The organism is Ideonella sp. sgz306126 (assembly GCF_056032705.1).
Map to the genome: position 1 here is coordinate 189358 of NZ_JBVYWP010000001.1, position 22560 is coordinate 211917.

The window sequence follows — 22560 nt, forward strand, 5'->3', positions numbered from 1 at the left end:
CCGGCTCAGGGCTTGGCGTCGGCGTCGGGCGGCGCCTGAGTGTGCTTGATGAACAACCGGGCCGCGATGATGCCCAGCTCATACAGCAAGCACATCGGCAAGGCCAGCGACACCTGCGAGACGACGTCCGGCGGCGTGATGACCGCCGCGACGATGAAGGCCACGACGATGAAATAGCCGCGCAGGCTCTTGAGCTTGTCGATGCTGACCACGCCCAGGCGCGCCAGCACCACCACCACCACCGGTACCTCGAACGCGGCGCCGAACGCGAGGAACATCGACATCACGAAGCTCAGGTAGGCCTCGATGTCGGGTGCCGCGGTGATGCTGTGCGGCGCGAACCGCTGGATGAACGCGAAGACGCGGCCGAACACGAAGAAGTAGCAGAACGCCACGCCGACCAGGAACAGCACGGTGCTCGAAATCACCAGCGGCAGCACCAGCTTGCGCTCGTGGCTGTAGAGGCCCGGCGCCACGAAGGCCCAGAGCTGGTACAGCACCACCGGCAGCGCCAGCATGAAGGCCGCCATCATCGTGATCTTCAGCGGCACCAGGAACGGCGAGATGACGTTGGTGGCGATCATCGTCGCGCCGTGCGGCAAGGCCGCCACCAGCGGGGCGGCCAGCAGGTCGTACAGACCCGATGGACCGGGCCAGATCGCCAGCGCGCCGAAGGCCACGCCGATCGCGATCATGGCCCGCACGAGGCGATCGCGCAGTTCGATCAGGTGGGTGACGAAGGGGGCCTCGGTGCCGTCGAGTTCGTCGCGTGATTCAGTGCTCATGGGCGGCTCGTGTCCGAATGTCTTGCCAATGCAGGCATCGCGCCCCGCCAGTCAGGACGGGGGCCGAAGAGGAACCGCGGCGGGCCCGCGCGTCAGTGGCGCCCACGCTCAGGCAGACGAGCCGCCGCGCGGAGGCCGGAAGCGAGCCACCCGGGCCGCGCCGGACTGCACGTGCATGCGCACGCCCTGGCGCTGCTTGTACCAGTGCGGCGTCGCGGTGCGCTTGATGCGCCAGTTCTTGCGAGGAGGGCGGTAGGCCGTGGCGGGCGGCACCCAGGTCGACGGGTCGTCCGTGCTGGTGTGGCCCAGGCTGCCCGACAGGCCGGCCGTGGCCTCGCTCCAAGTCTTGTCGAACGCGCTGGAGGCAGCGTCGAATTCCCGCTGCACCGTCTGCCCGACATCGCGCGCGGCATCCTCGAACTGGCTCTTCATCTTCTGAAGCTCCTCCAGTTCGATCGAGCGGTTGACCTCCGCCTTCACGTCGGCCATGTAGCGCTGCGCCTTGCCCACCATGTGGCCCACCGTGCGCGCCACGCGCGGCAACTTCTCGGGTCCGATGACGATCAACGCCACCACCCCGATCAGCGCCATCTTGTCGAATCCGAAGTCAATCATGACGAATCAACCGAGTGCAGGCCAAGCAGCCGGGCGGCAGGCCCGCGCTGCTCACCTGCACGGCGGCCTCAGGACTTGGTCCGGGCCTCGACGTCAACGGTGTTGCCCGGGTCGGCCGCCTTGTTGGCGGTGACCTGCTGCGCCGGTGGCACCGGCTGGCTCTCGGCCGGTGCGTCGCTGGCACCCTTGACGCCATCCTTGAAACCCTTGACCGCTGCGCCCAGGTCTTCGCCGACGTTCTTCAGCTTCTTGGTGCCGAAGATCAGCACGACCACCAGCAGCACGATCAGCCAATGCCAGATGCTGAACGATCCCATGAGACTTCTCCAAAAGACGAATCACCCGATTCTACGGGCCAGATGTTTCCGCGCCGACACATTGTGAGGACGTCCGTCCGGCGCAGGCCTAGCCCTTGAGCCAGGGCCGCGGTCCGCCCATCACGTGCATATGCAGATGGTGGACCTCCTGCCCGCCGTCGCGGCCGGTGTTGATGACCTGGCGGAAGCCGCCGGACACCCCCAGCGCGGCCATCAACTGCGGTGCCAGCACCATCATCTTGCCCATCAGCGCCTGATCCTGCGGCGTCACCTCCTGCATCGACGGGATGTGCCGCCTCGGCACCAGCAGGATATGCACCGGCGCCCAGGGGTGGATGTCATGGAAGGCGATCAGATCGTCGTCCTCGTGCACCTTGCTGGCAGGAATCTGGCCCGCAAGAATCTTGCAGAAAATGCAGTTCGGGTCGGTGCTCATCGTGATGTTCAGGTCAGATCGAGGGGGGTCACGCCGGCATGGCCCGCCGTTCGTTGAGGGCCATCCAGCCGCGCACGATGCGGTAAAGAAACCAGATCGAGATGATGACCCATGCGACGTAGCCCGGCAACAGCAGCAGGAACCATAGCGGCACGGTGATCAGGTACAAACCGCCGGCCCACAGCACGCTGCGAATGCGCCAAGCGAAATGGCTCTCCTGCCAGGTGCCCGCGGCGTCGCTGCGCTTGACCATGTCCAGCAGAAAAGCCACCAGCAGCAGCACGATGCTGGCGTGCAGTCCGGGCACCACCGCGCCCACGGCCACGATGGCGTGCAAGGTATAACTGACTTGGCCCAGCGTGCGCAGCGAGACTTCACGGTCCGGGTCGACGGCCTGCGGAACGGGATCGTTCACTCGCCGGTCCTTTCGCGCTGTTGCGCCTTGCGGGCGGCGAACTCCTCCAGCCCGGACAACCCCTCGCGGCGTTCCAGTTCGGCCAGCACGTCGGCCGGCGTCAGGCCGAACTGGGCCAGCGCAATCATCGAGTGGAACCACAGGTCGGCCACCTCGTAGACGATCTTCTGCCGGTCCCCGTCCTTGGCCGCCATCACCGTCTCGGTGGCCTCCTCGCCGACCTTCTTCAGGATTGCATCGGTGCCCTTGTGGAACAGGCGCGCGACATAGCTTTTTTCGGGGTCGCCCTGGCGACGGGTCTCGATGACCTCGGCCAGGCGCTGAAGGGTGTCGTTCGAACTCATGACGTCCTTATTTGTAGATGCCCTGGGGGTCTTTCAAGACCGGATCGACGGCGACCCAGCGGCCCCCGGCCAGCTTTTCGAAGAAGCAGCTGTGACGTCCGGTGTGACAGGCGATCCCGGGCTCATGGCCGAGCTGGGTGACCTTGAGCAGCACCACGTCCTGATCGCAATCGAGCCGGATCTCGTGCACCTGTTGAAAATGGCCCGATTCCTCGCCCTTGTGCCACAGCCGCTGGCGCGAGCGGCTGAAGTAAACCGCCTGCCCCGACGCAGCCGTGCGCGCCAGCGCCTCGCGGTTCATCCACGCGAACATCAGCACATCACCCGACGACGCTTCTTGCGCGATCACCGGCACCAGGCCGTGATCATCCCAGCGAACATGTTCCAGCCAATCCATCCGGTCAGTGTAGCCAAGGGCGCTCGGGCGGGCCGCCGGACACCTCACACGGCAACGCCGGAGGGCCGGGCCCCGTGCGACGCGGCGTCGTCGTGGGTCGGTCCGCCGTGGCCCCATTCCTGGGCAAACCAGCGCAGCACCGGGATCGTGCCCGGCAGCACCGGGCTCCGCTCGACGGGCAGCGACTGCCAGGCCATCGCCTGCTGCTCGCGCATCTGGAACTCCCCCTGCCACTCGAACACCTTGCGAAAGTGCAGACGCACCTTGGCGTGCGGATACTCCATCACCAGTTCATGCCAGGGTTGGCTGGCGCCGATCGTGATGCCCAGCTCCTCGTGCAATTCGCGCCGCAAGGCCTGGTCCACCGTCTCGCCCCCCTCCAGCTTGCCACCCGGGAATTCCCAGTAGCCCGCATAGACCTTGCCGGCGGGTCGGGACGTCAGCAGGAACTCGCGTTCGCGGCCGGCCCCGTCGCGCCGAACCAGCACGCCGACGGCCACGTCCACCGGTTCCCGGTCGGTCGCGGCATGAGGATCGGCGTTCACAGCGCCGCCTCGGCGCCCAAGGCCGAGCGGCCGGCCCAGTCGCGCGCGAACTGGTAGGCCACGCGGCCCGAGCGCGAACCCCGCTCCAGCGCGAACACCAGGGCCTCGGGCCGCGCGGCGGCGACGCCGCCGGCGGTCACGCCGAAATGCTGCAGCCACTGGGCCACGATGGCCAGGTACTCGTCCTGGCTGAACGGATAGAAGCTGATCCACAGGCCGAAGCGCTCGGACAGCGAGATCTTCTCCTCCACCGCCTCACCGGGGTGCAGTTCGCCGTCGTCGGTGTAGGTGGCCGCCAGGTTGTCCTTCATGCGCTCGGGCAGCAGGTGACGGCGGTTGCTGGTGGCGTAGATCAACAGGTTGTCGGACGCTGCGGCCACCGTGCCGTCGAGGATGGACTTGAGCGCCTTGTAGCCAGGCTCGCCATCCTCGAAGCTGAGATCGTCGCAGAACACGATGAAGCGTTCGGCACGGGCGGCGACCCGCTCGACGATGTCGGGCAGATCGACCAGATCGGCCTTGTCGACCTCGATCAGCCGCAGCCCCCGCGGCGCGAACTCGTTCAGGCAGGCCTTGATCAGCGAGCTCTTGCCGGTGCCGCGCGCACCGGTCAGCAGCACGTTGTTCGCTGGTGCGCCGGTGACGAACTGGGCCGTGTTGCGCAGCAATCGGTCGCGCTGCGCATCGACTTCCTTCAGGTCCGACAGGCGGATGCCGCCAACGTGCCGTACCGGCTCCAACAGGCCGGTGCCGCCGCGCTTGCGGTAGCGAAAGGCGATCGACGCACTCCAGTCCGGTTCGGTGAACGGACGTGGCAAGACCGCTTCAAGCCGTGACAGCACGGCTTCGGCACGGACCAGCAGGGATTCAACGGCAAGCAGGCTCATGGGCCGCAAGTGTAGTGACCTGTCGCCGTCCAGCCCCCGCTCCCGGCGGCGCCAAAGGCGCCGGCACCCGATACGCTGCGCGCTCAGGTCAGCAAGCCGAGCGCCACATCCAGCTGCTCGGTCGGCTGACGCTTGAAGCCCGAGCGGGTGTAGCGTTGCAGGCGGCCGAGGATGAAAGCGGTCAGCACCGAGGCCTGACCGTGCGCATCGACCGTGGGCGTGGCCGAACCGGCCTGGTCGGCGGCGCTGCGCAGGCATTGGCGCAATTGCGATTCGACCCGATCGAAGAACTGGTTCATCCGGGCGATCAGGCGTTCGTTCTCGAACACCAGCGCGTCCCCCACCATCACCCGGGTCATGCCCGGGTTCTTCTCGCCGAACTGCAGCAGCACCTGGGTGATGCGCTGGGCCTGGACGGCACCCGACTCCTCGCGCTCGACGATCTGGTTGATCAGGCTGAAGACGCTGGATTCGATGAAGTCGATCAGGCCTTCGAACATCTGCGCCTTGCTGGCGAAGTGGCGGTAGAGCGCTGCCTCGCTGACGGACAGCCTGGCCGCCAGCGCGGCCGTGGTCACGCGGTCGGCGCCCGGCTGTTCAAGCATCGCTGCCAGGGTCTGCAGGATCTGCACCCGGCGCTCGCCGGGCCGGGGCCGCTTGCGGACGACCGTCGCCGCGGCGGCCACGACGGCCTGCTCCACGTCGGAGGCGACGGCCGGTTCGATCACCGCATCAGGCGCGTCAGGCAGGTCAGACATCACGGCAGGCGGTGCAGCTGTTGGAGCGAACTGATTCTTGCACAGACATAGGCCGGCCTCCGGTGCAGGTAAACACCAGCTTCCGGGCCGTGCGCGTGGTGTTTGAGCCACCGCTGCATCCAGACGGTGCGCAGGCCGACGCGGTAGGCTGCCTTCTGATGCACCAGCGTGTCTTCCACCAGCGTGCAGTCGCGCGGTGCGACGCCGAGCCGCGCCACCAGCGCGCGCAACATGCGGGCATCGGGCTTGGGGCGCAGCTCGCCGAACCCACGCATCTGCTCGATGCCGATCACGTCGTCGAAGGCGCGTTCCAGGCCCAGGACCCGCAGCACCCGCAGCGCGTAGTCGCGGCCGGCGTTGGTCAGCACGATCTTGCGCCCGGACAGCCGTCGGACCGCCGCCACGTCGTGCGCATGCGCGCGCACCTCGCGCTCCAGATCCGGGAAGGCATGCGTGTGGCGGACGAAATGCTCGACCCGGACGCCATGGTGCCGGACCAGCCCGAGCAGGGTCGATCCGTAGCGGGCCCAGTAGTGCGAGCGCAGGTGATTGGCCTCGTCGGCACCGACCGCCAGCTCGCGCTCGATGTAGGCGTTCATCGCGCCATCGAAATGGCGGAAGGCCGACGCGCCCGCGTTGTGCAAGGTGTTGTCCAGGTCGAACAGCCAGACCTTGTTGGCGCGCGGCCGCTGCGACATCGCGGCGCCGGTCAGTGCGACCGGATCATCGTGCCGAAGGCCTGGTCGGTCAGGATCTCCAGCAGCAGCGCATGGGGCACCCGTCCGTCGATGATGTGTACCGCGTTGACGCCGCCCTTGGCCGCGTCGAGCGCGCCCGAGATCTTGGGCAGCATGCCGCCACTGATCGTGCCGTCGGCGAACAGCTCGTCGATGCGCTTGGCGCTCAGGTCGGTCAGCAACTGGCCGGCCTTGTCGAGCACGCCCGGCGTGTTGGTCAGCAGCACCAGCTTCTCGGCCTTGAGGATCTCGGCCAGCTTCGACGCCACCAGGTCGGCGTTGATGTTGTAGCTCTCGTTGTCGGCGCCGAATCCGATCGGGCTGATGACCGGGATGAAGGCGTCGTCCTGAAGCGCCTTCACCACGCTCGGGTCGATCGACTCGATCTCGCCGACCTGGCCGATGTCGTGCTCCTTGCTCGGATCGTCCTTGTCCATCATCTTGAGCTTGCGGGCGCGGATCATCGCGCCATCGCGGCCGGTCAGGCCCACGGCCTTGCCGCCGGCCACGTTGATCAGGCCGACGATGTCCTGCTGCACTTCGCCGCCCAGCACCCATTCGACGACCTCCATGGTCTCCGAATCGGTCACCCGCATGCCCTGGATGAACGTGCCCTTCTTGCCCAGGCGATTCAGCGCCTCGTCGATCTGCGGGCCGCCACCATGGACCACCACGGGGTTCATGCCGACCAGCTTGAGCAGCACCACGTCCTCGGCGAAGTCCTGCTGCAGCGCCGGGTCGGTCATGGCATTGCCGCCGTACTTGATCACCAGCGTCTTGCCGTGGTACTTGCGGATGTAGGGCAGCGCCTGCGCCAGGATCTCGGCCTTGTCCCGGGGCAGGATATGGGCGAGCGAGGTGGATGGATCGGCGTGGGTCATGGCAGGCGGGCTCGTGGCAGCACGGGCAGAATCAGGCTTGGCTCCCATTCTAGGCACCGACGCGCACCCGCCCTGTCATCGCGATGGCTACCGTACCCGTTGAACGGACGACCCCGAGAGGAAACATCATGCAGATCATCCCCCACCGACCGTTGCATTCGCTGCTGGCCCTGGCCCTGGTGGCATCGGCCGTCGTGGCGCACGCGACCGAAGGCGAGGTGAAGAAGATTGACCGCGCGCAAGCCAAGGTCACGCTGCAGGCCGGCGAGATCAAGAAGCTGGACATGCCCGCGATGACCATGGTGTACCGCGTGCGCCCGCCCAGCCTGCTCGATGGCTTGGCCGTGGGCGACCGGGTCGTCTTTGAGGCCGACAAGGTCGACGGCCAGTACGTCGTCACCTCGATCAGCAAGCGCTGAGGGCGGACTGGCGGCCGGCGCGGGCCGGGCACGAGGTGCCCGGTTCGGGGACGCTCAGAAGTGAATCCCGCGCATCATCTGCGCCATCGCGATCGCCTCGGGCGACAGTGACGCCTTGGCGCTCTTGTCGCCCTTGGCCGCCGCGCTGTCGGGGAACATGCGGAAGCTGGTGTTCATCACGATCTGCGTCACGCGCGGCGCCGCGGTGTGCAGCAGCGCACCGAAGATGCCCAGGCGCGTGGCCACCCGCACCGGCTTGTCGACGCAGGCCTGCACGATCAGGTCGGCCGCTTCCTCGGGTTTGAGCAGCGGCATGCTGTCGTAGATCTTGGTCGGCGCCGTCATCGGCGTGCGCACCAGCGGCATGTTGACGGTGGTGAAGGTCACCCCCTGGTCGGCGAACTCGCTGGCGGCGCAGCGCGTCCAGGCGTCCAGCGCGGCCTTGCTGGCGACGTAGGCCGAGAAGCGCGGCGCGTTGACCAGCACGCTGATCGAGCTGATGTTGACCACGTGACCCTTCTTCTTCGCCACCATGCCCGGCAGCAGACCCATGGTGATGCGCAGCGCGCCGAAGTAGTTCAGCTGCATCGTGCGCTCGACATCATGGAAGCGGTCGTAGCTCGACTCGATCGCACGGCGGATCGAACGCCCGGCGTTGTTGATCAGGTAATCGACCCCGCCATGGCGCTCCTGCATCAACTGCACGAACGCCGCGCAGCTGGCGGCATCGGCGATGTCGACCGGGTAGGCGAACACCTGGGCGTCCCTGCCGGCATAGGCCTGGATCTCGTCCACCGCGGCGGCCAGCTTGGCCTCGTCGCGACCGCAGATCACGGTGATCGCACCGGCCTCGGCGAAGCGGCAGGCCGCCGACAGACCGATGCCCGACGAGCCGCCCGTGACCAGCACCACCTTGGCGCCCACCGCACCCTTGAGGCTGCGATCGACGAACAGGGCCGGGTCCAGGTGGCGCTCCCAGTAGTCCCACAGCCGCCAGGCGTAGTCGTTCAGGTTCGGGCACGCGATGCCCGAACCCTTCAGCGCGGCCAGCGTGTCGCGGCAATCGAAGCGCGTCGGGTAGTTCACGAAAGTCAGGATGTCCTCGGGCAGGCCCAGGTCCTTCATCACCGCATTGCGCACCCGACGCACCGGCGCCAGCGCCAGCAGGCCCTTCTTGACGCTCTTGGGGATGAAGCCCAGCAGCGCGGCGTTGATGAACAGGTTCATCTTCGGCGCGTGCGCGGCCTTGGCGAACACGTCCAGCACGTCGCCGACGCGGTAGCCCTGCGGATCCACCAGGTGGAAGCAGGCACCCTTGACGGCGTGCCTGGAATGACTGATGTGGTCCAGCGCGGCGACCACGAAGTCCACCGGCACGAGGTTGATCCGCCCGCCTTCCAGGCCGACGGCCGGCATCCACGGCGGCAGGAACTGGCGCATGCGCTGGATCAGCTTGAAGAAGTAGTACGGCCCGTCGATCTTGTCCATCTCGCCGGTCGTCGAATCGCCCACCACCATCGCCGGGCGATACACCGTCCAGGGCACCTTGCATTCGGTGCGCACGATCTTCTCCGACTCGTGCTTGGTCATGAAGTACGGGTGGTCCAGACCCTCGGCCTCGTCGAACATGTCCTCGCGGAACACACCCTCGTAGAGGCCGGCCGCGGCGATCGAGCTGACGTGGTGCAGGTGGCCGGCGTCCACCGCCTTGGCGAACTCGACCAGGTGGCGCGTGCCCTCGACGTTGACCTGGATCTGGCTCTCTTCGTCGGCCCCCAGGTCGTACACCGCCGCCAGGTGGTAGATCGCGTCGATCTGGCCCTTGAGCGACTTGATCAGCTCCGGCGCCACGCCCAGCTTCCTGGCGGTCAGGTCGCCGCTGACGGCCACGGCGCGCTTGCCTGACCCCCCCCACTCCGCCAGCAGCGCGTCCGCCTTGCCTTCGCTCCCCGGCCGGACCAGGAAATACACCGTGCTGCCGCGACGCGCCAGCAGCTTGGCGACCAGACGTTTGCCGATGAAACCGGTTGCTCCGGTCACGAAGTAGCGCATGCGGGCCTCCTGGGCAAGCTGATGACAAGCGGGGATTCTGTACCGCCGGCGTCGCAGCCCCGCCGCGCGCTTACCCGGGATAGATGGACTGCCCTAGGACTTTAGGATGCGGCCTCCAGGCACGGCTTCTACACTGCTCGCGTCGGTCTCGGCAGTTCCGTGGCGCTGCGGGCCGTGCCTCACTGTTCGCCACGCATCGAGAGGAACACCATGGTCAAGAAACTCAAGAAGATGGCCGAGAGTCAGGCCGCTTCGTCGGCCGGTGTGCTGGACAGCCAGCTCGCCAGTGCCGTGAAGGCGTCGGCCCAGCAGATCTGGCTGGCCGGCATGGGTGCGTTCGCCAAGGCCCAGGACGAAGGCGGCAAGGTGTTCGAGGCGTTGATCAAGGAAGGCATGAACCTGCAGCGCAAGACCCAGACCGCGGCCGAGGAACGCCTGGGCGAGGTCACCGGCAAGATGAGCGCGATGGCCGGCGAGGTGACGAACAAGGCCGGCGCCTCATGGGACAAGCTGGAGTCGATCTTCGAAGCCCGCACCGCCAAGGCGATGGGCAAGCTGGGCGTGCCGACCGCCAAGGAGGTCGCCGAGTTGAGTGCCCGTGTCGATGCGCTGGCCACGGCGGTGGCCCGGCTCGGCGGCAAGGGAGCGGCCAAGCCGGTGGCTGCGCCCCAGCGCGCCGCCAAGCCCGTGCGCAAGGCGGTGGCGAGCCCGGCGGCGGCCCGCAAGCCCGCCGCACCCGCTGCGGCAGCCCCCAAGCCGGCCACCCGGCGCGCGGCCGCGCGCAAGCCGGCCGCGGCCAAGACCTGATGCGGCCAGCCCGGCTGCCTGATCGGCAACGCCGCCGCAGCTCATGGTGACCCGCCGCCCACGCCGTGCCGCGGCGCCGCCCCGCATCGGGCTGGCGCTGGCGGGCGGCGGTCCGATGGGGGCGATCCACGAGATCGGTGCGCTGTGCGCGCTGGAAGACTCGGTCGACGGGCTCGACTTCACCGCGCTCGGGGCCTACGTCGGCGTGTCGGCCGGCGCCGTGGTGGCTGCTGCGCTCGCCAACGGCCTGTCGCCGCGGGCCATCTGCGCCGCCTTCATCGAGAACGTCGGCGGCGCCGACGACGTGATCGAGCCCGGCCTGTTCACCCAGCCCGCTTGGCACGAGTTCGCGCGGAGCTTGGCCGAATGGCCGCGCTTGGCCGCGGGTGCCGGCTGGCAGATCCTGCGCGGCCGGGCGTCGATGCGCCGGCTGCTGGCCGATGCCGGCCGCCTGCTGCCCAACGGCTTGTTCGACAACCGGCCCTTGCAGCGACATCTCGAACGCCTGTTCTCGATGCCTGGCCGCAGCGATGATTTCCGCGCGCTGTCGCGCCGCCTGGTGGTCGTGGCCTGCGACCTGGACACCGGCGAAGCGGCACCCTTCGGGCTGCCGGGCTGGGACGACACGCCGATCTCGCTGGCCGTGGCCGCCAGTGCCGCCCTGCCCGGGCTGTACCCGCCGGTGACCATCGGTGGCCGCAGCTACGTCGACGGCGCGCTGAAGAAGACCATGCATGGATCCGTGCTGCTGGACCAGGGCCTGGATCTGCTGATCTGCCTGAACCCGCTGGTGCCGTTCGACGCCTCGCAGACTTCGACGGCTCGGTGGCGCAACGCCGGCGCCGACGCGATCCCGCCTCTCGCCCAAGCCGGCCTGCCGGTGGTGCTGAGCCAGACCTTTCGCTCGCTGATCCACTCGCGGCTCGAACTGGGCATGAAGAGCTACGAGCGCAGCCACCCCGGGTGCGACATCCTGTTGTTCGAACCCGACCATGGCGACGCCGAGATGTTCCACGCCGGCACCTTCAGCTACGCGGCGCGGCGCCGGATGGCCCAGCACGCCTTCCAGCAGACCCGGCGCCTGCTGCGCGAGCGTCAGCACGAGATCGCCGCCACCTTCGCCCGCCACGGCCTGACGCTGAACGTGGAACGGCTGCACCAGCCGCGGCAGCTGTTCGCGACGGCCGCTGCGCAACCCGAGGCAACCCCGGCCTCGGAGTTGCTCCAACGTGCCCACGCGACGCTGGATGCGCTGGAGCGGTGGCTTGCGCTGCAGCCGGCCGCGACGGCGCCGGCCCGACGTCAGGCGGCGCCGAGGTAGCGACGCGCGAGGTGCGCGCGCAGGTGCGCGGGATTCAGCGTCTCGCCGCTGGCGCGCAGCGCCAGTTCGTCGGTGGTCCAGCGACTCGCCTGGTGCCAGATGTTGTCGCGCAGCCAGCCGAAGACGATCGCCAGGTCGCCTGCGCCGATGCGCGCGTCCAGGTCCGGCTGCTGGCGCCGCAGCGCGGCGAACCACTGGGCGGCGTACATCGCGCCCAGCGTGTAGCAAGGGAAGTAGCCGAACATGCCGCTGGGCCAGTGCACGTCCTGCATGGCGCCGTCGCGGAAGTTGCCTCGGGTGTCCAGGCCCAGCAGATCCCGCATGCCCTCGTCCCACAGCGCCGGGATGTCGTCGACCTCGGCCTCGCCCTCGACCAACGCGCGCTCGATCTCGAATCGCAGCATCACGTGGGCCGGATAGGTGACCTCGTCGGCTTCGACGCGGATCAGGCCCGGCGCGACCCGCGTCATCAGCCGGTGCAGGTTGCCGGGCTCGAACGCCGGTTGATCGCCGAAGGCCTCGGCGAGCAGCGGCGCCAGCCGCGACGCGAAGCCGGGGTGTCCGCCCAGCTGCATCTCGAACGACAAGCTCTGGCTCTCGTGGATCGCCATCGAACGGGCCTCGGCCAGCGGCTGGCCCAGCCACTCGCGCGGCAGGTTCTGCTCGTAGCAGCCATGGCCGGTTTCATGGACGGTGCCCATCAGGCCGGCCAGAAAATCGTCGTCGCGCAGCCGGGTGGTCAGGCGCACATCCTCGGGCGAGCCGCCGGAAAACGGATGGGTGCTCAGGTCGAGTCGCCCCGCGCGGACATCGAAGCCGAGCAGCCGGATCATCCGTTCGCTGAGCCGGCGCTGGGCATCGATCGGAAACGGGCCGACCGGCCGGATCACGGCCTCGGTCGCCTGGCGCGCGACGACGTCACGAATCATCTGCGGCAGCCATTGGCGCAGCTCGGCGAAGACCTTCGCGACCACCGCAGCGCGCATGCCCGGTTCGTAGGGATCCATCAGCGCGTCGTAGCGCGACAGCCCCTGCTGTTGCGACAGCCACTGCGCCTCCTCGCGCACCACGGCGAGCACCTCGCGCAGGTGGACCGCGAATCCCGCCCAATCATTGGCCGGGCGCTGCTCGCGCCACGCATGCTCGCAGCGCGCGGTGGCCAGCACCCGGCGCTGCACCAGATCGTCGGGCAAGGCGGTGGCGTGCGACCACTGGCGGCGCATCTCGCGCAGGTTGGCACGCTGCTCGGGCTGTAGCGCCTCGTGCTCGGCACCGGCCAGGTCCCGCCCCAGCTGCGCGTCGCTGCGCAGGCCGTGCAACAGCGACGCCAGCTCCGCCTGCGCCGCGGCTCGGGCCTCGTTGCCCCGCGGCGGCATGTAGGTGGCCTGGTCCCAACCCGCCAATGACTGCAGATGGCTGAAACGGTGGATGCGGGCGAACGCCCGGGTCAGGCGCTCGTAGGCAGGGGGCGTGGGCAAGGTCATGGCAGCGTCCAGGTGCGGGGCTGGGCGGCTTGTGGCCGCAGCCCGTCAGTGCGGTGGCCCATTCTCGGCGATCTCGCCGGGACGGCCCGCCCCCTCGCGCGCGCCGCGCGGCAAGCGCCTGCGTCAGCCGGCGTGCGGGCCGACCCAGTACAGCGCCGCGCCGGTCATCACCAGATAGCGTCCGAACTTGCCCACCGCCATCCAGCCCACGCAGGGCCAGAACGGCAACCGGAGCCAGCCGGCGAGCGCGCACAAGGGATCGCCCACCAGCGGCAGCCAGGCCAGCAGGCAGGCGCGGGGACCGAAGCGCCGCAGCCAGGCCAGCGCCCTCGCCTCGTGGCGTGGGCGTGCACGGGTGTGCTCCCAGGCGCGCTCGGCGCCGTAGCCCATCCACCAGCTGATCGCGCCGCCGATCGTGTTGCCCAGCGTCGCCACCGCGACCGCCGGCCAGAACAGCGCCGGGTTCAGCAGCACCAAGGCCATCACCGCCGGCTCCGACCCCAGCGGCAGCAGCGTGGCCGAGATCAGCGCCATCACGAAGACGGTCGACAGCCCCGCCTGGGGCAGCGACCACCACGCCATCACGGCGTTCATCCAGGCATCCATGGCGTCGATTGTCGCCAGTCGGCGCCCAACCTTCCGCCGGGTGGGGCGGCTATACTCTGCCTCCTTTTTCAGCAGTTCACATTCACGCTTGCACCATGCGCATCGGCCCCTACGAACTGCCCAACGCACTGTTCGTCGCGCCGATGGCCGGCGTGACGGACCGGCCGTTCCGGCAGCTGTGCCGGCGCTTGGGCGCCGGCTACGCGGTCAGCGAGATGGTGACCTCGCGGCGCGACCTGTGGGATTCGCTGAAAACCTCGCGCCGCGCCAACCACGAGGGCGAGCCCGGCCCGATCGCCGTCCAGATCGCCGGAACGGAGCCGGCGATGATGGCCGACGCCGCGGCCTACAACATCGACCGCGGCGCGCAGATCATCGACATCAACATGGGCTGCCCGGCCAAGAAAGTGTGCAACGTCTGGGCCGGCTCGGCGCTGATGCGCAACGAGCGCGCGGCGCTGGCCATCGTCGAGGCCGTGGTCGCCGCCTGTGCGCCGCGCGGCGTGCCGGTGACCTTGAAGATGCGCACCGGCTGGTGCGACACCGAACGCAACGCGCTGGCGCTGGCCCGCGCCGCCGAGAGCGCGGGCGTGGCGATGGTGACCGTGCATGGGCGCACCCGCGAGCAGGGCTACAAGGGACAGGCCGAATACCGCACAGTCGCGGCCGTCAAGGCCGCGCTGCGCATTCCGGTGGTGGCCAATGGCGACATCGATTCGCCGCACAAGGCGGCTGCGGTGCTGCGCGAGACCGGTGCCGACGCGCTGATGATCGGCCGCGCCGCGCAAGGCCGGCCGTGGATCTTCGCCGAAGTGGCCCACTACCTGCAGCACGGCACGCTGCTGTCGCCGCCGGCCACGCGCGACGCGGGCCGCTGGCTGGCCGAACACCTGCACGACCACTACACGCTGTACGGCGAGCAGGCCGGCGTGCGCAGCGCGCGCAAGCACATCGGCTGGGCGGTCCGTCACCTGCCGGGCGGCGAAGCCTTCCGGGCCGAGATGAACCGGCTCGACGATGCCGCGGCGCAATGGCGCGCGGTCACCGCCTTTTTCGACCGCTTGGCCGCCACCCACGCAAGGCTGCCGGCGCCCGACCCGGCCGCCAACCAGGACCACCTTCGATTGCAAGCCTGAACCGCCAGCGCGGCACCGATGCCCGGGCGCGCCCCGGATCTCCGCCCAGCGGCCGCCACGACCGACCCTAAGAAAAAACATGAGCAAGAAAAACATCGAGGAGTGCGTCCGCGAGACGCTGGACCAGTATTTCAAGGACCTGCACGGTGCCGAGCCGCATTCGATGCACGACATGGTGATACGCACCGTCGAAAAGCCGCTGCTCGACGTGGTGATGCGCCAGGCCGAGGGCAACCAGAGCAAGGCCGCCGAATGGCTGGGCATCAACCGCAATACCCTGCGCCGAAAGCTGCTCGAACACAAATTGCTGAAGTGAGCCGCGCGGCCGCTTCCCGTCCCCTTCCCGCCTTTTCAGGATTCACCATGTCCGACCTCACCGCCCTGCTCTCGGTCTCCGACAAGACCGGCATCGTCAATTTCGCCCGCAGCCTGCACGCCCTGGGCGTGAAACTGCTGTCCACCGGCGGCACCGCCAAGCTGCTCGCCGACAACGGCCTGCCGGTGACCGAGGTGTCGGAGATCACCGGCTTCCCGGAGATGCTCGATGGCCGCGTCAAGACCCTGCACCCGCGCGTGCACGGCGGCCTGCTGGCGCGGCGCGACGTGCCGGCCCACATGGCCGCGCTGAAGGAGCACGGCATCGGCACGATCGATCTGCTGATCATCAACCTCTACCCCTTCGCGCAGGCCACGGCCAAGGCCGACTGCACGCTCGAAGACGCAATCGAGAACATCGACATCGGCGGCCCGGCCATGCTGCGCGCCGCGGCCAAGAACTGGCAGGACGTGGGGGTGGTGATCGAGCCCGCGGACTACCCGCAGGTGCTGGCCGAACTGAAGTCCGGCGGCCTGGCGCGAGCCACCAAGTTCATGCTGGCCAAGAAGGTGTTCGCGCACACCGCAGCCTACGACGGCATGATCACCAACTACCTGACCGCGCTGGCGCCCGGCGCCGAGGACCACGGCCACGCCGTGCCGGCACGCGCCGACTACCCCGAGGTGTTCAACCTGCAACTGCACAAGGTGCAAGGCATGCGCTACGGCGAGAACCCGCACCAGAGCGCTGCGTTCTACCGCGAAGCCCAGCCCGTGGCCGGCACGCTGAGCCAATGGACGCAGATCCAGGGCAAGGAGCTGAGCTTCAACAACATCGCCGACGCGGATGCCGCGTGGGAATGCGTCAAGGCCTTCGACCTGCCAGCCTGCGTGATCGTCAAGCACGCCAACCCCTGCGGCGTCGCCGTCGGCGCGACGCTGCTGGAGGCCTACCAGAAGGCCTTGCAGACCGACCCGACCAGTGCCTTCGGCGGCATCATGGCCTTCAACCGTCCGCTGGATGCCAGCGTGGTCGACGCCATCAACGCCAACAAGCAGTTCGTCGAGGTGGCGATCGCGCCGGCCATCCTGCCGGAGGCGCGCGCCGCCTACGCGGCCAAGCAGAACGTGCGCCTGCTGGAGGTGCCGCTGTCCAAGCAGTCGAACGCACTGGACTTCAAGCGCGTGGGCGGCGGCATGCTGCTGCAGTCGGCCGACGCCGTCGACGTGGTCGGTGAACTCAAGGTCGTCACCCGGCTGCAGCCCACCGAGCAGCAGATGAAGGACCTGCGGTTCGCCTGGACGGTCGCGCGCTTCGTCAAGAGCAACGCCATCGTGTTCTGCAAGGACGGCATGACGATGGGCGTGGGCGCCGGCCAGATGAGCCGGCTCGACTCGGCCCGCATCGCCAGCATCAAGGCCGAGCACGCCGGCCTGTCGCTCCAGGGCACGGCGGTGGCCAGCGACGCCTTCTTCCCGTTCCGCGATACCCTGGACGTGCTGATCGACGCCGGCGCCACCAGCGTCATCCACCCGGGTGGCTCGATGCGTGACGACGAGGTCATCGCCGCCGCCGACGAACGCGGCATCGCCATGGTCCTCACCGGCACCCGCCACTTCCGTCACTGAGCCCAGGCGCGGGCCGGACCGCAGAGGCGTGCCCGGTCCGACCTCAGGCTTTGCCGGCCAGTTCGGGGAAGTCTTCCTCGCGGAATTCCAGCTCGCCACGCAGGTCGGCGGCGACCCGCTGCGCCTCGTGGCGGCGGAGCTGGGCGCGCTGGATCTTGCCCGAGATGGTCTTGGGCAGCGGTGCGAACTCGACCCGGCGGATGCGCTTGTAGCCGGCCAGGTGCTCGCGCGCGAAGCGCAGGATGTCCAGCGCCGTCTCGCGGTTCGCGTCGGTCCCCGGCTTGAGCGTGATGAAGGCCTTGGGCACGCTGAGCCGGATCGCGTCGGGGCTGGGCACCACGGCGGCCTCGACGACGGCGGGATGCTCGATCAGCACCGATTCGAGCTCGAACGGGCTGATGCGGTAGTCCGCCGACTTGAACACGTCGTCGGCGCGGCCGACGTAGGTGATGTAGCCCTGCTCGTCGCGCTGCGCGACGTCGCCGGTGTGGTACAGGCCGTCGCGCATCACCTCGGCCGTCTTGGCGGCGTCGTCGGCGTAGCCCAGCATCAACCCGGCGGGCGCCGGGTTCAACGGCAGGCAGATCTCGCCTTCGTCCGCGTCCTGGCCGTCGGCGTCGATCAGCCGCACCTGGTAGCCCGGCATCGGCCGGCCCATGCTGCCCGCCTTGACCTCCTGGCCCGGACTGTTGCCGATGAGGCAGGTGGTCTCGGTCTGGCCGAAACCGTCGCGCAGCGTCAGGCCCCAGCCCTGGCGCACCTTGTCGATCACCTCGGGGTTGAGCGGCTCGCCCGCCCCGATCACCTCGCGCAGTTGAACCGGCGAGGCCGCCAGGTCGGCCTGGATCAGCATGCGCCAGACGGTGGGCGGCGCGCACAGCGAGGTGACGCCGCGACTCGCCAGCACCGCCAGCAGATCGGGAATCTGCAGCCGCTGGTAGTTGTAGATGAAGACGCAGGCCCCGGCGTTCCACGGCGCGAAAAAGCTGCTCCAGGCATGCTTTCCCCAACCGGGCGACGAGATGTTCAGATGGATGTCGCCCGGCCGCAGGCCCAGCCAGTACATGGTGGAGAGATGGCCGACCGGATAGCTCTGCTGGCTGTGCAGCACCAGCTTGGGCTTGGAGGTCGTGCCCGAGGTGAAGTAGAGCAGCAAGGGGTCGCTCGCCCGGGTGACGCCATCGGGCGTGAACGCGGCGCCGGCCTCGCCGATCTGAGCGAAGTCGTGCCAGCCGGCGACCGGCGCGCCCACCGCGATGCGCGTGAATCCCTGGCCCAGCGACGCGAACTTGCCGGCCTGCGCGCTGGCGCAGATCACATGGCGCACCTGGCCGCGGTCCAGCCGGTCTTGCAGATCGCCTTCGCTGAGCAAGGTGGTGGCCGGAATCAGCACGGCGCCCAGTTTCATCAGGCCCAGCATCGCCTCCCACAGCGGGCGCTCGTTGCCCAGCATCAGCAACACCCGGTCGCCCCGCCGCACCCCCAGGCCGCGCAGCCAGTTGGCGGCCTGGTTGGAGCGCACGGACAACTCGGCGAAGGACAGCTTTTCCTCGCTGCCGTCCTCGGCCACGATCCACAGCGCGGGCTGGTGGTTGTCGCGCGCCAGGTCGTCGAAATGGTCCAGCGCCCAGTTGAAATGCGTCAGCGTCGGCCAGGCAAAGCCGGCGTGGGCACCGGCGTAGTCGCTGCGGCGGTCCAGCAGCCACTGGCGCGCTGCGCGAAAGGCCTGCAGATCGGGGCTCATCGTGTCTCCTGTGGTGGTCATTGCGGGCGATTGTGAAATCAATCCGGCCACAAAAGCCCTAGGCATTGCCCCCACCCTGAGGCTGTCGCCCAGCGGACATCGCCACGACCATGGAAAATCGCCCGCTCCATTGCGTCTCCCGGAACCGGCTCGCCGACCTCTCATGCCCCACTCCATCGAACTCTCCACCCTGCTGCTGATCGCCTTGGCCGGCCTGTATGCAGGCACCCAAAACGCGCTGGCCGGTGGAGGCTCCTTCATCACCTTCCCGACGCTGCTGCTGGCCGGACTGAACCCGCTCGCAGCCAACATCACCTCGACGATCGCACTGTTCCCCAGCCAGATCACGTCGTCGATGTCCGGCCGCACGCTGGCCGGCGGCGTGGGGGAACTCAGCCTGCGCAAGCTCTTCCTGCTCAGCGTGGCGGGCGGCATCGTCGGCGCCGTGCTGCTGCTCAACACCCCGGCCAGCTTCTTCGCCCGCCTGGTGCCGTGGTTGGTGCTGTTCGCGACCTCGGTGTTCGCCTGGGGCAGCTTTCGGCGCAAGCCCTTGCACGCCGCGTCGGCGATTCCGCTGCCGGTGCTCGCCGGCGTCCAATTCATGATCTCGGTCTACGGAGGCTACTTCGGCGGCGGCATCGGCTTCCTGATGCTGGCGGCGCTCACCGTGGCCGGCCAGCAGGTGCGCATGGCGCAGGCGACCAAGAACATGCTGGCAGCGGCGATGAACGCCTCGGCCGTCGCGCTGTTCGCGTTCTCGTCCAACGTAAACTGGCTGGCGGCCGCGGCGCTGGCGGTGGGCGGGATCGGCGGGGGCTTCGCCGGCGGCTGGCTGGTCCATCGGGTGCCGGAGCGGCTGCTGCGCGGCTTCGTCGTCGTGGTCGGTGCGGTGCTGACCGTCTGGCTCTTCTTGCGCTAGGAGGCTCGTCCATGTCTCGCTCCCTCAAGACCTTCTGGTTCGGCCTGGCCTTGCTGGCCTTGGCGCTGCAAGGGGTGCTGATCCAGAAGGTCGTGGACCTGGGACAGCAGGTACAGGACTTGCGCGGCCAGGTCGACGACTTGTCGAGTCAGGCGGATGGCGACGGCGACACGCTGGACCAGACCCAGGCCGCCATCGACACCGTGCGTTCGGAATTCGAAGCGCTCAAAGCCAGCGTCGGTGCGCTCGACCGCCGCCACGACGAGGGCGCGGTGCGCGATCTGAAGCAGGCCACGGTGCGGGTCGATGCGGCGCTGCAGGAGGCCGAGGACGCGCTGGATCCGTCACCCGACGACGGCGGCGACGCGGCGCCGCTGGCCACCCGCCTTCCGGCGCGGCGCCGGGCCGGCGCACCGCCGCCGCGATCGGCCCCGCCTGCCTGAGCGCCGCCCCGTCAGGCGGCCGGCCCCGGCGCCTTGAAGGCGAAGGCGAAGAACGCCGCGACGCCCATGAACCCGAAGGCCACCAGGTAGTTCCAGGCCAGCCGCTCCTTCAGGAACAGCACCGCGAAGACGATGAACACCGTCAGCGTCACCGCCTCCTGGATGATCTTCAGCTGGAAGCCGCTGAACTCCCCGAAACCCAGGCGGTTCGCCGGCACCGCCAGGCAGTATTCGAGCAGCGCGATGCCCCACGACACCAACACCGCCTTCCACAGCGGCCAGTCATGGCCGTATTTCAGATGGCCATACCAGGCGAAGGTCATGAAGACGTTGGAGGCGACCAGCAGCAGGACGGTGGGCATAGGGCTTCGATGAAGTCGCGGCAGGCGCACCGGCCGGGCGCACAAGACGCGCCGCAGCGCACCGCGCAGGCGACCGGGTGCTCGCCGCATGAGGATCTTGGTAGGCCGCCCGTGAGTCGAACACGGCACCAACAGATTATGAGTCTGCTGCTCTAACCAACATGAGCTAGCGGCCCGGAGGGGTTGGATTGTAGGCGGCGCGATCCGCCAGGCCCTCAGCGCTGCGACAGTGCGTGGCCCACCAGCTTGGCGGTGATGTCGACGATCTGGATCATGCGGTCGTAGGCCATGCGGGTCGGGCCGATCACCCCCAGCGTACCCACGACGCGGCCGTCGACCTCGTAGGCCGAGGAGACGACCGAGAGTTCCTCGAACGGCACGACCCGGCTCTCGCCGCCGATGAAGATGCGCACCCCTTCGGCCCGGCTGGAGGTGTCGAGCAGGCGCATCAGCTGGGTCTTCTGCTCGAACAAGTCGAACATCTTGCGCAGCGAGCCCATGTCGTGGCCGAAATCCTGCACGCCCAGCAGGTTGCGCTCGCCGCTGACGATGACCTGGTCCTCGTTCTCGGCCATGGCCTCGGTGCCGACCTGGACGGCCGCCTGCATCAGCGTCGCGATCTCGCCGCGCAAGGCGTCGACCTCCCGCCGCACGCGTTCGCGCACCTCTTCGATCGCCAGGCCGGCGTAGTGGGCGTTCAAGTGGTTGGTGGCCTCGACGAGTTCGCTCTGGGTGTGGTCGCGGGCGGTGAAGATGACGCGGTTCTGCACGTCGCCATCGGGCGCGACCAGGATCACCAGCACCCGCTTCTCGCCCAGGCGCATGAACTCGATGTGGTGGAACACGCTGGGCTTCTTGGGGGCGGTCACGACCCCGACGAAGCTCGACAGGTTGGACAGCAGCTGCGCCGCCTGCGCGATCACGCGCTGAGGCTGGTCCGGCTGCAGCGGCTCGTTGGCCGCGGCCATGTCGGCCGGCATGCCGCCCAATTGCATCGGCTGCACCGTCAGCATGGTGTCGACAAACAGCCGGTAGCCGCGCGCCGTGGGCACCCGGCCGGCCGAGGTGTGCGGGCTGACGATCAGGCCCATGTCTTCCAGGTCGGCCATCACATTGCGGATGGTGGCCGGCGACAGCTCCAGCGACGACGCCTTGGCCAGGGTGCGCGAACCCACCGGCTGTCCATCGGCGATGTAGCGTTCGACCAGGGTCTTCAGCAGGGATTTGGCGCGCTCGTCGAGCATGGCCCGCATTGTACGGACAGCCCTGCGGGCCCCTCGCCCGGCACAGGGGCTGTGGTGTAATTCCTCACACCATGCCAACCCGCTTCCGACACGCCGCACTGGTGGGAAAGTACCAATCCCACGGCATCCGGCCGATGCTGGAAGCCATCGCGCAATTCCTGGCCCGCCAGGGGCTGGAAGTCTCGGTCGATCGCGATACCGCCCTCAACACCGACTGGAACGATTTCGGCTCGTTGACGCCGGCCGAGATCGGCCGCCAATGCGACTTGGCGGTGGTGGTCGGCGGCGACGGCACCATGCTGGGCATCGCCCGCGAACTGGCGCGCTACAACATCCCGCTGGTGGGCATCAACCAGGGGCGCCTGGGGTTCATCACCGACGTGCGCGCCGCCGACTGGCAGGAGGCGCTGGGTCCGATCGTGCGCGGCGACTACGAGGAAGAGCGGCGCTCGATGATCGAGGGCGGCATCTGGCGCGACGACGAGCTGATCTTCGAAGGCCTGGCACTCAACGACGTGGTGGTGGGCCGCGGCGCGACCGCCAGCATGATCGAGCTGCGGATCGACGTGGGCGGCGAGTTCGTCGCCAACATGCGCGCCGACGGCCTGATCGTCGCCTCGCCCACCGGCTCCACCGCGTATGCCCTGTCGGCCGGCGGCCCGATCCTGCACCCGGCGATCGGCGGCTGGGTGCTGTTGCCGATCGCCTCGCACACCTTGTCCAACCGGCCCATCGTGCTGCCCGACTCGCAGGAAGTGCAGATCACCATCGTCAACGGTCGCGACAACAGCGCCAATTTCGACATGCACGGCCTGGCGAGCCTGTTGCATGGCGACCAGGTCCGGCTGCGCCGCTCCGCTCAGACAGTGCGCTTCCTGCACCCGCGCGGTTGGAGCTACTACGCCACGCTGCGGCGCAAGCTGCGCTGGTACGAAGGCGTTGTGTGAGGCGCCCACGCGCCC

At 68.7% G+C, this 22560-nt stretch carries 27 protein-coding genes and 1 tRNA gene; 9 read left to right on the forward strand and 19 right to left on the reverse strand.

Translation table 11 applies throughout. The annotated features are described in order from the left end of the window. Positions 1-5: 5 nt before the first annotated feature. The 12 genes from tatC to argB all read right to left on the reverse strand — a co-directional run bounded on the left by tatC (position 6) and on the right by argB (position 7117). Positions 6-785, reverse strand: a complete 780-nt coding sequence (gene tatC / locus AC0N04_RS00850; protein ID WP_474277660.1) for a twin-arginine translocase subunit TatC — start codon at positions 783-785, stop codon at positions 6-8. A 108-nt stretch (positions 786-893) separates the two neighbouring features. Further along, positions 894-1400, reverse strand: coding sequence for a Sec-independent protein translocase protein TatB (gene tatB, locus AC0N04_RS00855; protein WP_474277662.1), 507 nt, complete (start codon positions 1398-1400; stop codon positions 894-896). A gap of 68 nt (positions 1401-1468) precedes the next feature. Beyond that, complete coding sequence (gene tatA / locus AC0N04_RS00860; protein ID WP_474277663.1) at positions 1469-1717, reverse strand: Sec-independent protein translocase subunit TatA; 249 nt, start codon at positions 1715-1717, stop codon at positions 1469-1471. A gap of 88 nt (positions 1718-1805) precedes the next feature. Further along, positions 1806-2153, reverse strand: a complete 348-nt coding sequence (locus AC0N04_RS00865) for a histidine triad nucleotide-binding protein (RefSeq protein ID WP_474277665.1) — start codon at positions 2151-2153, stop codon at positions 1806-1808. A gap of 28 nt (positions 2154-2181) precedes the next feature. Further along, positions 2182-2568: a DUF4870 family protein gene (locus AC0N04_RS00870; RefSeq protein ID WP_474277667.1), complete on the reverse strand. Its 387-nt coding sequence runs from the start codon at positions 2566-2568 to the stop codon at positions 2182-2184. Then, positions 2565-2912, reverse strand: coding sequence for a phosphoribosyl-ATP diphosphatase (locus AC0N04_RS00875; protein WP_474277669.1), 348 nt, complete (start codon positions 2910-2912; stop codon positions 2565-2567). The genes AC0N04_RS00870 and AC0N04_RS00875 overlap by 4 nt, the downstream gene beginning before the upstream one ends. 7 nt (positions 2913-2919) lie before the next feature. Further along, a complete protein-coding gene (gene hisI / locus AC0N04_RS00880) occupies positions 2920-3309 on the reverse strand; it encodes a phosphoribosyl-AMP cyclohydrolase (RefSeq protein ID WP_474277671.1) in 390 nt (129 codons plus the stop codon). Positions 3310-3353: 44 nt separating this feature from the next. Then, a complete protein-coding gene (locus tag AC0N04_RS00885) occupies positions 3354-3854 on the reverse strand; it encodes an NUDIX domain-containing protein (RefSeq protein WP_474277673.1) in 501 nt (166 codons plus the stop codon). Further along, a complete protein-coding gene (locus AC0N04_RS00890; protein ID WP_474277675.1) occupies positions 3851-4741 on the reverse strand; it encodes an ATP-binding protein in 891 nt (296 codons plus the stop codon). The genes AC0N04_RS00885 and AC0N04_RS00890 overlap by 4 nt, the downstream gene beginning before the upstream one ends. Before the next feature lie 83 nt (positions 4742-4824). Next, positions 4825-5499 (reverse strand): nucleoid occlusion factor SlmA, encoded by a 675-nt coding sequence (gene slmA, locus AC0N04_RS00895; protein ID WP_474277677.1) that lies wholly within the window; start codon positions 5497-5499, stop codon positions 4825-4827. After that, positions 5499-6197, reverse strand: a complete 699-nt coding sequence (locus AC0N04_RS00900; RefSeq protein ID WP_474277679.1) for an HAD-IA family hydrolase — start codon at positions 6195-6197, stop codon at positions 5499-5501. Before AC0N04_RS00900 ends, slmA begins: the two co-directional genes overlap by 1 nt. Before the next feature lie 11 nt (positions 6198-6208). Beyond that, positions 6209-7117 (reverse strand): acetylglutamate kinase, encoded by a 909-nt coding sequence (argB, locus tag AC0N04_RS00905; protein WP_474277681.1) that lies wholly within the window; start codon positions 7115-7117, stop codon positions 6209-6211. 128 nt (positions 7118-7245) lie between these two features. Here argB and AC0N04_RS00910 point away from each other — a divergent pair, with 128 nt between their 5' ends. Next, positions 7246-7536, forward strand: coding sequence for a copper-binding protein (locus AC0N04_RS00910; protein ID WP_474277683.1), 291 nt, complete (start codon positions 7246-7248; stop codon positions 7534-7536). A 54-nt stretch (positions 7537-7590) separates the two neighbouring features. On the opposite strand, the gene AC0N04_RS00915 is transcribed toward AC0N04_RS00910, so the two are convergent. Beyond that, the gene (locus AC0N04_RS00915; protein WP_474277685.1) at positions 7591-9588 is read right to left on the reverse strand and encodes an SDR family oxidoreductase; all 1998 of its coding nucleotides are present in this window, start codon (positions 9586-9588) and stop codon (positions 7591-7593) included. Positions 9589-9798: 210 nt separating this feature from the next. On the opposite strand from AC0N04_RS00915, the gene AC0N04_RS00920 reads away from it, so the two are divergent. Continuing rightward, a complete protein-coding gene (locus AC0N04_RS00920) occupies positions 9799-10395 on the forward strand; it encodes a phasin family protein (protein ID WP_474277687.1) in 597 nt (198 codons plus the stop codon). 43 nt (positions 10396-10438) lie between these two features. After that, positions 10439-11716, forward strand: coding sequence for a patatin-like phospholipase family protein (locus AC0N04_RS00925; protein ID WP_474277688.1), 1278 nt, complete (start codon positions 10439-10441; stop codon positions 11714-11716). On the opposite strand, the gene AC0N04_RS00930 is transcribed toward AC0N04_RS00925, so the two are convergent. Beyond that, positions 11698-13200 (reverse strand): carboxypeptidase M32, encoded by a 1503-nt coding sequence (locus tag AC0N04_RS00930; protein ID WP_474277690.1) that lies wholly within the window; start codon positions 13198-13200, stop codon positions 11698-11700. The genes AC0N04_RS00925 and AC0N04_RS00930 overlap by 19 nt on opposite strands. A 123-nt stretch (positions 13201-13323) precedes the next feature. Further along, positions 13324-13806 (reverse strand): YqaA family protein, encoded by a 483-nt coding sequence (locus tag AC0N04_RS00935; protein ID WP_474277692.1) that lies wholly within the window; start codon positions 13804-13806, stop codon positions 13324-13326. 95 nt (positions 13807-13901) lie between these two features. Between AC0N04_RS00935 and dusB the strand changes: the two genes are divergently transcribed. From dusB to purH, 3 genes are all read left to right on the forward strand, one after another. Next, entirely contained in the window at positions 13902-14942 is a 1041-nt protein-coding gene (gene dusB / locus AC0N04_RS00940) for a tRNA dihydrouridine synthase DusB (RefSeq protein ID WP_474277694.1), read from the forward strand. 79 nt (positions 14943-15021) lie between these two features. After that, the gene (locus tag AC0N04_RS00945) at positions 15022-15258 is read left to right on the forward strand and encodes a Fis family transcriptional regulator (protein ID WP_474277696.1); all 237 of its coding nucleotides are present in this window, start codon (positions 15022-15024) and stop codon (positions 15256-15258) included. Between the two features lie 47 nt (positions 15259-15305). Beyond that, entirely contained in the window at positions 15306-16886 is a 1581-nt protein-coding gene (purH, locus tag AC0N04_RS00950) for a bifunctional phosphoribosylaminoimidazolecarboxamide formyltransferase/IMP cyclohydrolase (protein WP_474277698.1), read from the forward strand. Between the two features lie 43 nt (positions 16887-16929). Here the strand turns inward: purH and AC0N04_RS00955 are convergent, their stop codons facing one another. Further along, positions 16930-18630, reverse strand: a complete 1701-nt coding sequence (locus tag AC0N04_RS00955) for an AMP-binding protein (RefSeq protein WP_474277700.1) — start codon at positions 18628-18630, stop codon at positions 16930-16932. Between the two features lie 163 nt (positions 18631-18793). Here AC0N04_RS00955 and AC0N04_RS00960 point away from each other — a divergent pair, with 163 nt between their 5' ends. Further along, entirely contained in the window at positions 18794-19549 is a 756-nt protein-coding gene (locus AC0N04_RS00960) for a sulfite exporter TauE/SafE family protein (RefSeq protein WP_474277702.1), read from the forward strand. Positions 19550-19560: 11 nt separating this feature from the next. Beyond that, entirely contained in the window at positions 19561-19992 is a 432-nt protein-coding gene (locus AC0N04_RS00965; RefSeq protein WP_474277704.1) for a hypothetical protein, read from the forward strand. 11 nt (positions 19993-20003) lie between these two features. Here the strand turns inward: AC0N04_RS00965 and AC0N04_RS00970 are convergent, their stop codons facing one another. The 3 genes from AC0N04_RS00970 to hrcA all read right to left on the reverse strand — a co-directional run bounded on the left by AC0N04_RS00970 (position 20004) and on the right by hrcA (position 21598). Next, the gene (locus AC0N04_RS00970; RefSeq protein ID WP_474277706.1) at positions 20004-20354 is read right to left on the reverse strand and encodes a DMT family protein; all 351 of its coding nucleotides are present in this window, start codon (positions 20352-20354) and stop codon (positions 20004-20006) included. Positions 20355-20452: 98 nt separating this feature from the next. Further along, a tRNA-Ile gene (locus tag AC0N04_RS00975) sits at positions 20453-20530 on the reverse strand. Positions 20531-20569: 39 nt separating this feature from the next. After that, a complete protein-coding gene (gene hrcA / locus AC0N04_RS00980; protein WP_474277708.1) occupies positions 20570-21598 on the reverse strand; it encodes a heat-inducible transcriptional repressor HrcA in 1029 nt (342 codons plus the stop codon). A gap of 71 nt (positions 21599-21669) precedes the next feature. Between hrcA and AC0N04_RS00985 the strand changes: the two genes are divergently transcribed. Next, complete coding sequence (locus tag AC0N04_RS00985) at positions 21670-22545, forward strand: NAD kinase (protein ID WP_474277710.1); 876 nt, start codon at positions 21670-21672, stop codon at positions 22543-22545. Positions 22546-22560: the final 15 nt, after the last annotated feature.